Here is a 14,342-nt window from a genome sequence, read left to right as displayed (position 1 = left end):
AAATCTGGCTTTGGTGTTTTAATATTAAATTTATAAAATTATGAAATATACATCTTATGCCCTACTCTTTTTGCTATCAGTACTTGTTTCTTGTAACAACACAAATCAAGATAATAACGAAAAACAAACACATAAAACAAAGTCTATAGAGTTCGAAGAGTTCAAACTCATCGACCTAACACCTAAAGCACAGGAAGATATGAGACACTGGAAAAGTTTCCAATCACTGATGCAAGTAATCGTTTCTATGGCGCCTGCCAAGATTAAAAACACCGATGATTTGATGCTCTCCAATCCTGATAGCTTGTTAATATACAGCCGTTTATATCCAGTTAATTCCAAAACTGAAGTTATCAATAGCGTTGTAGAACACGATTGGAGAACTCCAGCTGATGCTGCTAAAGATACCGTTTTCAGGTTTGAAAAAAAGAAAAATAACGCAGAAAGTTTTCTACAATGGCATCGCTTTTTGGTAGCCAATATCCCTTATACTTTTTCAGTAGTTTTGAAAAAAGTGAATTACCCCAATGTAAAACTGAACTTTTTGGAAGGAGAAAACAATGAGTTATCCGCTACTTTAGCCCTTGATACCCTGAGCACTTCTACTAACAACGTAAAAAGAACTACCCTCTCCGACGATTGGTACAGTTACCAAATTAATTTTTTACCAAAAAAATCAGCGTCATACGCCATTAGGCTTTCCTTAGACGAAAATGCTAAAGAGAACGACAATGTAATACTATACCGCTCTATTTTAGAACTTCCTGCAAAACACTTTCATCAAGTAGGTAAATTTTCTGATAAGATTGTAGGAGAACACTCCGATGTTGAAAGCTCTTATTACTCTGTATTTTTTTGGTTAGTACAAATAGAAGATGCTCTCAAAGAGCTACTCAACAGCGATACTTTTCCCGAACGTATTGATGTTCCTACTGTAAAAGCTCGTTTCAGGCTTTTTCAAACACAAATTAAATCATTAGCCGATAATGTTAAAAACAATCCTGATTTCAACGAAAATGAGCTTAAAAACAACATTTTTTTATTAGGAGAAACTTTCAATAGTATTATAGCTCGTATCAACAATATATACAGCAACGACTTAGACGATCGTATGAAATATATCGATACTCAACAAGATTCTATTCCTTCAACTAATAATTGAATCTAAACACATTCATTAATTTAAAAGCCAATAATACCTTTATAAGATGTTATTGGCTTTTTCAAAATTTAAATTAGTCCCATATTCTTCTTGTTTAAAAGTAATTCGTAATTCATTTCTATTCAAAAAAGTCAGCAATTAGTAAAAACTAACTACTGACTTCTATCTCATTTGCTAATTTTCAAATTTGTTAACTAATTGCCTGTGCGAGTCGCACAATATATCAACAATAAAAGTAGGTTGACTCCTCCCAAAACGTCTTCTTTATGCTTTACCGTAAGAAAATCAGAAGTAACTTGGTTCATTTCGTACTGCTGAAAAGCTAAAAGTGAAGTTTCGTAAGATAAGGGTATGATAAAAAACTCACCCAATACAAATACGGCAATTGAAAGTATAAGCAATAGTAAGTTTTTCCGAGTTCTTTGGCATAAGTAAATTACAATATTGCCTATAAGGAACAACCACATTCCTTTAATCATTCCCAGTTGAACCATCGCATCTATAAATCGGCGTTGCCATAAGAAGAATGAGGTATCTTGTGGTATAGAAAGCATATTCATCGCTATAAAAGCCGAAATATTCCCTATTAATAAACTAAGCCCCACAATAGCAATAAATTGAGCTACTCGTTGAAGAAGATTTTTACTTTTCATCTGTTATTCTGTTTTTAATTTCTGAGATGCAAAATAACACAGAAGTGGTGAGATAAAAATTAACTTTGGGTAATAAATTACAGATAGGCTATTCTTCTTCTAATTCTACTCAATGATTGTGGAGTAACTCCTACAAACGAAGCTATGTATTTCTGTGCTACTCGTTGCTCAATATTTTTATATTGTTTCATAAATTTCAAATAACGCTCTTGGGGAGTATCTGTAAGTCCCGAAATGATGTATTGTATAGCTTTAATAAAAGTCTCTTCAAGTAGTAACCTACCAAACCGTTCACCATCTTCTATTTCTTTGTAAAATCGTTGTAGATTAGCATAAGAAATCATTTGCAAAACAGTATCTTCAAGAGCGACAATTGTTTTCTGGGAAGGTATTTTAGTTATAAAACTCTCATAGTCACAAACAAAAGTATTCTCTTCGTTAAAATGTATAGTAAGTTCTTTTCCATCATAATTCATAAATTGCCTCAGTAATCCCTTGTTTACATAATAAAAATACTTACAGATATTGCCTTCTTGCAATAGTACTTCTCCTTTGGAAAGAAACAAAGGAACAAAAAGTTCTTCTATAAGAGTACAATCTCTTCTTGAAAGAGTTATATACTCCCTTATCTTGTTTAAAAGTAATTCATAATTCATTTCTATACAAAAAAGTCAGCAATTAGTAAAAACTAACTGCTGACTTCTATCTCATTTGCTAATTTTCAAATTTGGTAATTATTTTCCTTTACCACCGATAGCAGGGTCTTTCATTCCCTCTTCAATCATAGTGTAGAATTGGTCGAGTTTAGGCAATACTACAATACGAGTACGGCGGTTTAGAGCGCGTCCGTTAGCATCACCATTGCTTGCTAATGGCACGTAGTAGCTACGTCCGGCAGCGGTCATACGCTCAGGAGCAACACCGAAATCTTTTTGCAATACACGTACAATCTCGGTAGCGCGCATTACGCTCAAATCCCAGTTGTCGCGGATACAACCTGTTTTGATGTTTACATTATCGGTGTGACCTTCTACCATAAACTCAAAGTCGGGTTTGTTTTTCACTACTTTAGCTACTTTTTCGAGTACGCTCTTAGCGTTTTTAGAGATAGTGTAGCTACCACTGCTAAAGAGCATTTTATCGGAAATATTGATAAATACCACTCCTTTTTCAACTTTCACATCTACATCTTGGTCGTCTAAGTTTCCCAACACACCTTTGAGGCTTTGTACCAAGGCGAGGTTTACAGAGTCACGACGGGTAACCGCATCGCGCAAGTTTTTGATAGTTAAATCTTTTTCGCGCAAGCTTTCTAATGATTTTTCGAGGTTTTCAGCGCCTTTTTGGGTAAGCGTTGTGAGGTTACCCATATTGTTGATGAGCTGCTGGTTGTTCTCTTTGAGCAAATCATTTTGGTTTTTCAAACTCTCAATTTTATATGCCAAATTATTCTTTTCGTCTAAACACATATTGAGTTTCACGGTAGCAGTGTTTAGCAAATCTTCAGTTTGTTTGTTTCTTGCTTCTAACTCAGCATACTTCTTTTTAGATACACACGATGTTGTAACTAATGCCAGCATCGATAGTGCGATAATAAATTTTTTCATATAGTTTATGTTTTATAATTAATGAATATGTTACAATAAGAGTGCCAAGATTATCTCTTACTTGTTTTTTGCTTGGCTTTGTTTTTTTCTTTAGCGGTTTTGAGTTCTTTTTTCAGAGATGGATTGGCTATATCATTTCGTCTTCATCTATCTCTTCAGGGGTTTTCATTCCCTTTATTTCTTTAGGTTTTATCTTTTTCTCGGCATCGCTGTAAATCTCTTCTTTGCGATGAATACGCTCGTTGCCACGCCAGACAAATTCTTTAAACTTGCGATCGTTCACGTGTAACTTTTCTTCTGGGTATAAATTCCCCGAAGGTTGTGTAATAAACACAGTTTGTTGGAGTTGTTGTTTTTTATCCAAATAAAGTTTGATGTGGCTACAGGAGAGTTTGTTGATACCTACCAATTCTTTAGCATCGTTGTACACATAGTAAATAGACTCGGTATTTTGCAGAAAGTCTATTTGTCGTAAGGCGTTTTGTTTAAACTTTCCGTACAAGAATTTTCCTTTCACTTGGTTATACCCATCGCCTAAAGTATCTTTTTCTACCACGAGAGCGTTGTTGAACACTTTGAGGGAGTCTAACTGTTGAGTTTTTGTATTGGCAATCAGGTGGATATTATCGCCCGTCATCTGGCTTACGCCTGTCCACGCTACGGGTTTGCCCACCAATTGGGTGAGCCCGTTAGCTTCATCGGAGTGGATAGAGTCGCATTTGGCTTGCATATCGCTTTTGAAGATACGGGCATCGGGGTAGGCGCGAATCACGCGGTGTTGGGGTTTGCCCGTTACCAAAATGCGCTTGCCGTGCATATACATTGAATCTTTTTCTACCAGCGTAATTACCACTGCTTTTTTAGTGATAAACATTGAATCTTTAGCTTTGTGAATTTCGCCGTAATGTCCACGTACAAAGGTTTTGTTTATGGTATCGGAAATGAAGATATTGTTAGAACCTGAGGAAAACTGTCGGCGTTTATCAAAGTACAAGCTGTCGCCTACTAAGGTTTTGAGGTCGTATTCTATTTTGGCGTGTTTCATAAAATAGCCCAGTTCGCGACGTGTATCGTAAAAACCGCGTTCGCAATACACCTTGTAATCAGCGCCCACAATAGTAGTTTTACCATAAAAATAGGCATTGCCCGAATTGTGGTAATAGTCTAACACTTGTGAATTGACTGTAAAATCGCGATTGACAATCTTTACTGAATTGGTAAACTGATTTTTTTTAGTAGTTACATAATATTTGCCTGTTTGGCTGGTGAGTTCATTTTCAGCATTGGTAATTTTACCGAAATTATTGTAGTAAGCTTCTTGTTTATTGCGATCAAAGAAGAGTTCTTGGGTTTCGAGGGTCATATTGCCGTTGCGCAATACTACATTTTCTTTAGCTATAGCGGTTTTAGTATTTCCTTTGTAGGATACGTATTGGCTGTTCATCTGCAGGGTATCGCCTTGTTGCAACACCACATTTCCGTGAGCGATTACCTCGTTTTTTTCCTCATAGAGCACTGCCAAATCGCACCACACATCCAATCCTTGGTGGCGGAATTGTACCCGCTGTCCATCGGATTTAAAAATAGTTGCACCAGGGTATTTCACATTGTCGATGGTAAACTCTCCTCCGTAAACAATTTCGATACGTTTAGTTTTAGGTTCGCTTGTTTGTGCCACAAGGCTTTGCAAGCTAAGAGTAAACATTGAAAATAATATGTAAAAAAACGTTTTTTTCATTCAGAAATGTTTTCATTGAGAATGCAAAGATAGTAAATAATTGATAATTAACAATTGATAATTGACAATTAATTGGCAAATTGTTCTTCCTATTGGAATTTACAAAAACTTCATTTTTAGAAAAAATCGTTTTTTATTATTTGTAATTTCCAATTAATTCATATTTTTGCATCAAATAAAAACAATTGAGATATAAAAGAATAGAAAAATACACATAAGATTTAAAGAGAAAGTTGTTAATATTCCTTTTTAAAAGAATCTGGTAAATTCAATAAAAAAGCAGAGGTGAATTAACAAAATGTTTCTCGCCCCATAAGGGCGTGAACTGTTTTTGTTACATACCTGTTTTTGGGCATACCAGAGCCTTTTTAAAAGTGTGAACCAAAACATTCACGCTTTTTTTATGCTCAAAGGTTGCTCTTATTCGTTTTGTAACATTAAAATTAAATCAATAACAAATGAAAAAAATCGTTTTATTCAGTGCTTTGGCACTACTGTTAGCGAGTTGTGGTGTAACAAGAGAGTTATCACACAATGTAAACAACCATACTACTCAAGTGGTATTGGCTAAAAATAACTTTAAAGTAGTAGAACACGTGAAAGGAGAAGCCTCTAATCAATATTTACTTATTATAGGAGGTGGAAAACGTGCTTTGGTGGAAAAAGCAAGAGCTAAAATGCTTCAAAATGCCAATTTGGTAGGCTCTTCTAGAGCGGTTATCAATGAAACTGTAGAAATACATTCTTTCTTTTTCTGGTTTGGTATGCAATACACAGTAACTGTTTCAGCTGACGTAATCGAATTTACTGAATAGTAAAAGTAAAAAGAGTCAGTTTACATTTTTAGGAAACTGACTCTTTTTTTATTAGTAAATTATTCTACGGTTACTGATTTGGCTAAATTACGAGGTTGATCGACATTACAACCGCGCTTGATAGCGATATAATAGGACAGCAACTGCAAAGGTACTGAAGCTAAAATAGGGGTAAGCGCCTCACTGATTTCGGGTATTTCAATCACGTGGTTTGCTAAGCCCGACATTTGGGTATCGCCTTCGGTTACTACGGCTATAATTTTACCTTTGCGCGCCTTTATCTCTTGCGCATTGGAAACTACCTTATCATAATGTCCCTTAGACGGTGCGATAAATATCACCGGCATATTCTCATCGATAAGGGCGATAGGCCCGTGTTTCATCTCGGCAGCAGGATAGCCTTCGGCGTGAATATAGGATATTTCTTTGAGTTTTAAAGCCCCTTCCAAAGCGGTAGGGAAGTTAAAACCACGACCTAAATACAAGCAATTGGTAGCAGTTTTGTAGCTTTCGGCTATCTCGGCTATCTTGTGATCGACTGTTTTGATAGTGGTTTCGAGCAACTGTGGCACACGTTCTAATTCCTTGCAAAGACGGTGATAGGTTTCCGTACTGAGGGTACCCTTTTTATGTCCTAAATGCAAAGCGATAAGGGTAAGCACCGTGAGTTGGGTGGTAAAGGCTTTGGTAGAAGCTACCCCTATTTCAGGGCCTGCGTGAGTGTAAGTGCCTGAATGGGTGATACGCGCAATTGATGAACCTACCACATTGCAAATACCGTAGATAAAAGCCCCTTTTTCTTTTGCTAATTTGAGGGCTGCTAAGGTATCGGCGGTCTCGCCTGATTGTGAAATAGCAATGACAATATCCCCCTTATTGATAATAGGGTTACGATAGCGGAACTCTGAGGCGTACTCTACTTCTACAGGAATGCGCGCGTATTCTTCTAACAAATATTCACCTACTAAACCTGCGTGCCACGAAGTCCCACACGCTACAATAACAATACGTTTGGCATTGAGGAAGGTCTCTAAATGATTATCTATTCCTGATAGTTTGGTAGAGTGGTTGGGCAAGAGGCGACCGCGCATCGTGTCTTGGATAGACTTAGGCTGCTCGTAGATTTCTTTGAGCATAAAATGGTCGTATCCGCCTTTTTCAATTGCTTCGAGGTTGAGTTTGAGTTGTTGTACAAACGGACTCACCTGCTCATTACTGCCTATTTTAATCACTTTCAACGGTTTGTTGAGGTGAATGGTAGCCATTTCGCCATCTTCTAAATACACAGCGTTTTGGGTGTACTCTATAAAAGGAGAGGCATCGGAAGCGATGAAAAACTCGCCGTCACCTACCCCGATTACCAATGGACTACCCAAGCGGGCTACTACTATTTCCTCAGGTTTACTTTCCTCCATTACAGCAATGGCAAAAGCACCCACCACCTCGTTGAGCGCATAGCGCACGGCGGTTTCTAAATTGACGTTTTCTTTTTCTTTGAAGTATTCGATGAAGTTTACTAATACTTCAGTATCAGTATCAGAATGGAATACAAAACCCTCTTTGATGAGGTTTTGCTTGATACTTTCGTAATTCTCAATAATTCCGTTGTGTACAATGGCTATTTTACCAGAATTAGAGCGGTGAGGATGCGAATTAACATCGTTAGGTACTCCGTGAGTAGCCCAACGGGTATGCCCCATACCGCAGCCATAAGTAGGAACATTTTCTCCTGCCTTGGCTACCAAATCGGATACTTTGCCTTTGGTTTTTTCTCCGTAAAACTGATCAGCGTTTAAGATAAAACCTGCGCTGTCATATCCGCGATACTCTAAGCGTTTTAAACCATCAATCACGATGGGAAAAGCGGCGCGTTTGCCTAAATAACCTACAATTCCACACATATTTTTAAGTTCTTTTTATTATTTATTAATTTATACTCTTACACTTTCGGGCACTAATACGGTATAATCACCGTGATTGCGAATAACATCGCGCACAATAGACGATGATATAAACGAAGTACGCGCTGCCGTAAGTAAAAAGACAGTTTCTATTTGAGATAATTTGCGGTTAGTATGTGCAATAGCTTTTTCGAACTCAAAGTCGGCTGGGTTGCGCAAACCTCTGAGGATGAACTGAGCATCGATTTCTTTGCAGAAGTCTACCGTAAGTCCTTGATAGGTAGTAACTTTTACTTTGGGTTCATCGGCAAAGGCTTTTTCGATAAACTCTTTGCGTTGTTCTACCGTAAACATATAATTTTTGTCGCCATTAACACCTATGGCAACCACAATTTCATCGAATAGGTCTAAAGCACGAGTAATAATATCGTAATGACCTAAGGTAATGGGGTCAAACGACCCTGGAAATAAAGCTCTTTTCAATGATTAACGATTAATGGTTAGTGATTCAATACTCGTTCTATTTCGCTTTCGAATAGTTCTTCAAGACTGATGCCTGCTACTTTAGCTTGTTGAGGCAATAAACTCGCTTCTGAAAGCCCTGGTGTGGTATTCATCTCAAGCAAATAAGGTGTATCGCCTACGATAATGAACTCACTTCGGCTGAAGCCTTCCATTTTCAACAATCGGTATACACGTTCAGCCAAGGCGTTAATTTTAGCAGTCATTTCGGCAGAAAGACGCGCAGGAGTAATTTCTTGCGACTTGCCGTTATACTTGGCATCATAATCGAAGAAATCATTTTCGGATACTATCTCAGTCATTGGAAGAACTTTTATTTTCCCGCGATAGTTGATTACCCCGATAGAGATTTCAGTACCTTTTAGGAAACTTTCGATGAGGATTTCGTCGTCTACTTCAAATGCTTTGTCTATATACATAGGCAGTTGAGCCTCTTCATATACTTTATACACTCCAAAACTACTCCCTGATTTATTAGCCTTCACAAAGCAAGGTAAGCCTACTTTGGCTACAATATCAGCAGTGTTGTAGTCTTCTCCTTTGTTGAGATAGTAAGAAGGGGCTGAAAGAATGCCAAAAGGTTTGAGTACCGATAGCATATCGCGTTTGTTGAAAGTAAGAGCCGAAGCATACATACTGCATCCTGTAAGCGGTAAGCCAATCAAATTGAAATAGGCTTGTAAATAACCGTCTTCACCTGGGGTACCGTGAATGGCATTGAAAACAGCATCAAAAGTAATTTTACGTCCGTTTACTGTTACCGAGAAGTCGTTTTTATCAATAGGGTGTTCGTTGTTTTGAGCATCTACGTACACCCATTTATCGCGGTCGATACGCACGGGGTAAGGTACATATTTATTTTGGTTGAGATGTTTGGCTACTACTGCAGCACTCTTTAAAGAAACGGGAGCTTCATTAGAGTATCCTCCCATTATGATTGCTATATTTTTTTTCACTTTTACAAGTATTTTTTTATATATTTTCTATTTTTTAGAGATTAATATCTCTTGCAAATTTTATTCATCTAAAAGGGAGCTCACTTCATTATGAAGGATAGGTATATATTGAATTACTATTGCCCAAATAATTTCATCAGACACTGTGTCATAGCCGTGTATGATTCTATTTCGCACATCAACTATTTGCCGAGCTTGTGTAATTTGAATCTCGTTATCTTTCTTTAAAATGCGATTCATAGCTTCTCCTATTATCTCAATATTTCTTTCTACAGCTCTTTTGGTTTTTAGGTCGCTTTTAAATTCTTCAAAAGTAGTATGTTCTTCAAAATAGCTTTCTATTTCAATAATAGCATTAAGCACATCATATAGCCAAACTTTTATTTCAATCTGCATAAATAAGTTGTTTTTTTGAGTTGATATGCTCTAGAAAATAAGGGTTTTTAACTGCTTTTTCTTCTAATAAATCAATCTCTCGATTAAAAATAGCTTGTAAGGCAAATTTTAAATTGAAATAGTTAGAAGCATATTCTAAAATATCTTGTTGTTTGAAATCAACAATCAGATCTATATCGCTATTCTCATTAAATTTTGGAGTAAGCACTGAACCAAAAGCATATAAGGATTTCACCTTGTGGTTTTTCCACAAGGTGTCTATCTTTGTTTTGTTATGTTCTAAAAAGTGATTCATAACACATAAAAATCTAATAGAATAGTACTATTTCTGACGGAAATACACATCAATAGGTACCCCGTTAAAATCGAAGTTTTCACGGAGTTTGTTTTCTATAAAACGTCGGTAGGGGTCTTTTACGTATTGTGGCAAATTAGCAAAGAAGGCAAATTGCGGCATAGGTGTGGGCAATTGAGTACAGAACTTTATCTTGACATATTTTCCTTTGATCGCAGGGGGTGGATAGTTCTCAATAATAGGCAACATCACCTCGTTGAGTTTGCGAGTAGGGATACGCTTGGTGCGGTTGTTATACACTGCTACCGCAGTTTCTATAGCTTTATAGATACGTTGCTTATTTAATGCCGATACAAACAAGATGGGCACATCGGTGAAAGGTTCTATTTCTTTGCGGATAGCTGCTTCGTACTGTTTAGCCGTATTGTTTTCCTTCTCTACCAAATCCCATTTGTTTACTAATATCACGATGCCTTTGCGATTGCGTTGTGCCAACCAGAAGATATTAGCATCTTGGCTTTCAAAACCACGTGTAGCATCGAGCATCAAAATACACACATCGGAGTGTTCAATGGCGCGAATAGAACGCATTACCGAGTAAAACTCTAAGTCCTCTTTCACTTTGGCTTTACGACGGATACCTGCTGTATCAACTAAGTTGAACTCAAAGCCAAAGCGGTTGTACTTAGTATCAATAGCATCGCGTGTAGTGCCTGCAATATCGGTAACAATATAGCGGTCTTCGCCTATAAGGGCGTTGATAAAGGACGATTTACCCGCATTAGGTCTCCCTACTACAGCAAAGCGAGGCAAGGGGTTTTCTTCTTGTTTTTCTTTTTCGGGCAAGAGAGCGACCAAATCGTCGAGTAGCTCTCCTGTACCACTACCATTTACACTTGATAGGGCGTAGAGATGTTCAAAACCTAAGGCATAAAATTCGTGCATATCGTTACGACGGTTGTTGCTATCCACTTTGTTTACCGCTACTAATATTGGTTTATGGCATTTGCGCAACAACTCGGCTACAGCTTCGTCCATACCGGTAAGTCCTTCTTCGACGTTTACCATAAAGATAATCGCATCGGCTTCGTCTATGGCTAAGGCGACTTGTTTGTTGATTTCTTTCTCAAAAGAATCGTCACTACCTGCTAAGTAGCCACCCGTGTCGATCACAGAAAAAGAGACCCCATTCCAGTCGGTTTTACCATAATGGCGGTCACGTGTAACGCCACTCACGGCGTCCACAATAGCCTCACGGCGTTTTATCAAACGGTTGAAAAAAGTGGATTTACCTACATTGGGGCGTCCCACTACAGCTACTATAGCACTCATAATATACCTACTTATTTTTTGCAAAGATAGAAAATAATTAACAAATGGCAATTATCTTCTTATAAACGCTGTTCTTTTTTGTAGGGATTAGGACGATATCCTTCCATTAAAGCATCGTTTTCCATTATAAACGGAATGGCATTGGGTTGCTCCCACTCTACATCATATCGGTTCATTAAATAATCACTGAGCTGAGTGCGATTGGCAAATTTTATCGCCTGATAAGGTTCTTGGAAAGCGAGTTTTTCGATAAAGAGTAGCTTGCCTTCAAAAGGTACTAATACCCCTACGTGTCCCACAAAGAGAGTGTTCTCTTCTGGGGTGATTTGGGAATGGAAGACTGCCGATATGAGCGATGCCTTAGTAGGGTCGTTTTTATAACGGAAATCAATACCGCGTTCTTTCCACGCCTGTTGCATCGCCTGCAAATGAGTGTTTATATCTTTAGTATTAGTAGTGGGCACCTCGGTAAAGAGGGTGAAAAAGTTGTTTTCTTCCTCTGGGGTAAAGAACTTTTTAGGGGTATTGTTCAAGGACTCTCGGTCTATAAAAAGTACTTCGTCTTCCTCTTTGGTAGCAAACTTTTTATCTGCAGGAAAAGCAATCAAATCACGCAAGAGGGTAAAAGAGGTAAGACGACAGTTATAACCTTGAAACATAGGGTATTTAGACGTCCAAATGCTTTGTATAGCAACCTCATCATACTTAGGTAGCAGGCTATCAATAGTTACAAATCCTTTGGGTACTAAGCCTGCTTTATCGCCTACTGTTTGGTTGAAAAGGGCTACACTCTCCAAAAAAGAGGCTACATTTTGCTCAGCTATTCCCGCTGCTGTAAGGGCTTTTTGCACTTCGTCTTGAGTAGCGGTATCTACTAAATTAGAATAAGTGAGAGTAACAGCTGTCTTTTCAGTTGTTACTTTCTTCTGCTGGCAAGAAATTGCTCCTAATGAGAGAATTGTTATTAGTAAAAGTTTTTTCATTTGATGTTATTTTAGACTTTTCTTTTTAGTTTTAAAATGTTTTTCCTTAGTATAAGTAGTATATATTAATCTTGCGCCACAAATGTTCATAATAGAACTATAGTAATCCTTTTTCCAAATGCCATTCTCTTTTTTATAAACGGCATCTATCTTTTTGTCGGATTTACCAAAGCTAAAATATGCTTTATTTCCTCCATCAAAGAATATGGGTTCTGAAAAAGTGAAACATTGTAGTTTTTCTGGTCTGTAAATAAGTTCTTTCAATTTTTTGTATACTTTCCAAGCTTCTTTTTCTCTTCTTTTTTTACTCCAATACCATTTTACAGTTACAAAAAAGGTATGCGGACGAACAAAACGTTCTTTGTCTTTTATGTTTCTCTTTGTAAAAACAAAATCTTGAGTATCAAATGATGGTAATAAACTATCTTGAAAACATTCTCTTGCCTTTTTGAATACTTGAAAGTCCCAATACGATGATTCTGGATTTTTTTTTCGCTCCTCAATAGCTTTTATAACACCTTCTGCATCGTTAGATAATGCTGAGCTGCGACCGTAAAAAGGCTTTTCTTTTGCATACTCAAATTCATAAGCTGAAGGTATATAGGGCGGTTCTAAGTAAAAATATTCATAATCTTCAGGAATAAAATCCTTATATACTTGATTAAAAAATTCTTCTTTGCTTTCCTCTTGCGAAAAGAGCAATTTAGAACAGAACAACAATAAGAAGGTTATTTGTTTTTTCATATTTGTTTGATATAATTAAAGTTATATGTTGCTCTCATAATAATAAGACTGTTCTATACCTTTAAAAATTACTTTACGGTCATTTACTTTATCAGTAAGGGCTGGTTGCAACAAAAAGCGCAATTCCAAATCGTTAATAGGGCTACGCTCCATTGCTTGGAGGTAAGGAGCTTTATCTATCAGTTGCCAATTCACTACTTTGCCTAAGCGTTTTTTGAGTATCAAGTCGAGCCATATACGAGTAGCACGTCCGTTGCCTTCCATAAAAGGGTGGGCAATATTCATCTCTACGTATTTGGCTACAATTTCTTCAAAAGTATTTTCAGGCATTTGGTCTATTACGGGTAGGATAGCGTGCAAAAACATCGCATTGGCAAACTTAAAACCGCCCTTGCTGATGTTTAGCCGACGTATCTCACCCGCAAAATCGTAAAGCCCCTCAAAAAGATAGCGATGTATCTCGCATAATCCTTTAGTGGTACCTACTTCTATCTGCTCTATAATCCCACTCTCAAAAAGATGATAGGCATTTTGCAAACTTTGTGCGTCGATTTCTTGAGTATTCATCTTCAATTTTCTCTGTTTAATGTATATACTAAGCTTGTATGTCTCTCTCCTATAAGTGGAAACAAGAAATCTTCAAGGGTATGATGATAACGGAATCCACATTTTTCAAGTACTCGCTGTGAGGCAATATTTTCCTCGTATGCGCCTGCCCATAGCTGGGTAAGGTGCAACTCTTCAAAAGCATATTGTATTACCCTTAGAGTAGCTTCAGTAACATAGCCCTTACCCCAAAAGTCTTCTCCAAGCCAATAGCCTATTTCAGCTTCATTTTCTCCTATAGGGAGATTGCTCTCTCCTTGCAAAAGCAAGCCTATACTACCAATAGGTGTGTTATTGGACAGACAAATAGCAAAACTATGAGCCTTGCTAAGGACAACCTCAATAATCTCTCGGCTCTCCTCCACACTTTTGTGAGGAGACCAACCGCACCGCTTGCCTATAATAGGGTTGTGCGCTTGTGTGTATAAGGCTTCGGCATCGGTAATTTCCCAAGGGCGAAGCAAAAGGCGTGTTGTATGAAGTGTTTCCATAAACTTAGTTATAATTGTTTTAAGCGTTTTTCTACTTTGATATAAGTAATCCATTAATTAACGTGAGTTCGGCGTAAGTAATTATTTAAAAATCAGAAAAAATATTATAAATCTCCCACAAAGCCAGCGAGGGCTCACAGC

The 14,342-nt window shown here is 37.4% G+C and carries 16 protein-coding genes; 2 read left to right on the top strand and 14 right to left on the bottom strand.

Annotated elements, in window-relative coordinates; all coding sequences use genetic code 11:
* Positions 1 to 40 precede the first annotated feature (40 nt).
* Complete coding sequence (locus tag HMPREF9073_RS05315) at positions 41 to 1,162, top strand: hypothetical protein (protein WP_009412976.1); 1,122 nt, start codon at positions 41 to 43, stop codon at positions 1,160 to 1,162.
* Positions 1,163 to 1,356: 194 nt separating this feature from the next.
* Here the strand turns inward: HMPREF9073_RS05315 and HMPREF9073_RS05310 are convergent, their stop codons facing one another.
* From HMPREF9073_RS05310 to HMPREF9073_RS05295, 4 genes are all read right to left on the bottom strand, one after another.
* Positions 1,357 to 1,815, bottom strand: coding sequence for a hypothetical protein (locus HMPREF9073_RS05310; RefSeq protein WP_009412975.1), 459 nt, complete (start codon positions 1,813 to 1,815; stop codon positions 1,357 to 1,359).
* 77 nt (positions 1,816 to 1,892) lie between these two features.
* Positions 1,893 to 2,471, bottom strand: coding sequence for a Crp/Fnr family transcriptional regulator (locus HMPREF9073_RS05305; protein WP_009412974.1), 579 nt, complete (start codon positions 2,469 to 2,471; stop codon positions 1,893 to 1,895).
* A 78-nt stretch (positions 2,472 to 2,549) separates the two neighbouring features.
* Positions 2,550 to 3,422 (bottom strand): OmpA family protein, encoded by an 873-nt coding sequence (locus HMPREF9073_RS05300; RefSeq protein WP_009412973.1) that lies wholly within the window; start codon positions 3,420 to 3,422, stop codon positions 2,550 to 2,552.
* 127 nt (positions 3,423 to 3,549) lie between these two features.
* Positions 3,550 to 5,160, bottom strand: a complete 1,611-nt coding sequence (locus HMPREF9073_RS05295; protein WP_009412972.1) for an OstA-like protein — start codon at positions 5,158 to 5,160, stop codon at positions 3,550 to 3,552.
* 458 nt (positions 5,161 to 5,618) lie between these two features.
* On the opposite strand from HMPREF9073_RS05295, the gene HMPREF9073_RS05290 reads away from it, so the two are divergent.
* Positions 5,619 to 5,975, top strand: a complete 357-nt coding sequence (locus HMPREF9073_RS05290) for a DUF6567 family protein (protein ID WP_009412971.1) — start codon at positions 5,619 to 5,621, stop codon at positions 5,973 to 5,975.
* A 59-nt stretch (positions 5,976 to 6,034) separates the two neighbouring features.
* Here the strand turns inward: HMPREF9073_RS05290 and glmS are convergent, their stop codons facing one another.
* From glmS to HMPREF9073_RS05240, 10 genes are read right to left on the bottom strand one after another with little or no spacing between them, the layout of a single operon-like run.
* A complete protein-coding gene (gene glmS, locus HMPREF9073_RS05285; protein WP_009412970.1) occupies positions 6,035 to 7,876 on the bottom strand; it encodes a glutamine--fructose-6-phosphate transaminase (isomerizing) in 1,842 nt (613 codons plus the stop codon).
* 30 nt (positions 7,877 to 7,906) lie between these two features.
* On the bottom strand, positions 7,907 to 8,359 hold the full coding sequence (coaD, locus tag HMPREF9073_RS05280) for a pantetheine-phosphate adenylyltransferase (protein WP_009412969.1): 453 nt from the start codon (positions 8,357 to 8,359) through the stop codon (positions 7,907 to 7,909).
* 17 nt (positions 8,360 to 8,376) lie between these two features.
* A complete protein-coding gene (locus HMPREF9073_RS05275; protein ID WP_009412968.1) occupies positions 8,377 to 9,354 on the bottom strand; it encodes a D-alanine--D-alanine ligase in 978 nt (325 codons plus the stop codon).
* Positions 9,355 to 9,414: 60 nt separating this feature from the next.
* Positions 9,415 to 9,750, bottom strand: coding sequence for a DUF86 domain-containing protein (locus HMPREF9073_RS05270; protein ID WP_009412967.1), 336 nt, complete (start codon positions 9,748 to 9,750; stop codon positions 9,415 to 9,417).
* Positions 9,740 to 10,045 carry a nucleotidyltransferase family protein gene (locus HMPREF9073_RS05265; RefSeq protein WP_009412966.1) on the bottom strand — a complete coding sequence of 102 codons (306 nt, stop codon included), beginning with the start codon at positions 10,043 to 10,045 and terminating at the stop codon, positions 9,740 to 9,742. The genes HMPREF9073_RS05270 and HMPREF9073_RS05265 overlap by 11 nt, the downstream gene beginning before the upstream one ends.
* Positions 10,046 to 10,072: 27 nt before the next feature.
* A complete protein-coding gene (gene der, locus HMPREF9073_RS05260) occupies positions 10,073 to 11,377 on the bottom strand; it encodes a ribosome biogenesis GTPase Der (RefSeq protein WP_009412965.1) in 1,305 nt (434 codons plus the stop codon).
* A 59-nt stretch (positions 11,378 to 11,436) separates the two neighbouring features.
* Complete coding sequence (locus HMPREF9073_RS05255; RefSeq protein WP_009412964.1) at positions 11,437 to 12,360, bottom strand: DUF4300 family protein; 924 nt, start codon at positions 12,358 to 12,360, stop codon at positions 11,437 to 11,439.
* 6 nt (positions 12,361 to 12,366) lie between these two features.
* Positions 12,367 to 13,104, bottom strand: coding sequence for a hypothetical protein (locus HMPREF9073_RS05250; protein WP_009412963.1), 738 nt, complete (start codon positions 13,102 to 13,104; stop codon positions 12,367 to 12,369).
* A 21-nt stretch (positions 13,105 to 13,125) separates the two neighbouring features.
* Entirely contained in the window at positions 13,126 to 13,671 is a 546-nt protein-coding gene (gene fic, locus HMPREF9073_RS05245) for a protein adenylyltransferase Fic (protein WP_009412962.1), read from the bottom strand.
* 2 nt (positions 13,672 to 13,673) lie between these two features.
* Positions 13,674 to 14,201 carry a GNAT family N-acetyltransferase gene (locus HMPREF9073_RS05240; RefSeq protein WP_034555451.1) on the bottom strand — a complete coding sequence of 176 codons (528 nt, stop codon included), beginning with the start codon at positions 14,199 to 14,201 and terminating at the stop codon, positions 13,674 to 13,676.
* Positions 14,202 to 14,342 lie beyond the last annotated feature (141 nt).

The organism is Capnocytophaga sp. oral taxon 326 str. F0382 (genome assembly GCF_000318295.1).
Taxonomy (GTDB): domain Bacteria; phylum Bacteroidota; class Bacteroidia; order Flavobacteriales; family Flavobacteriaceae; genus Capnocytophaga; species Capnocytophaga periodontitidis.
The sequence above is the reverse complement of the archived record's forward strand: the minus strand, read 5'-3'. Positions and strand labels throughout refer to the sequence as shown.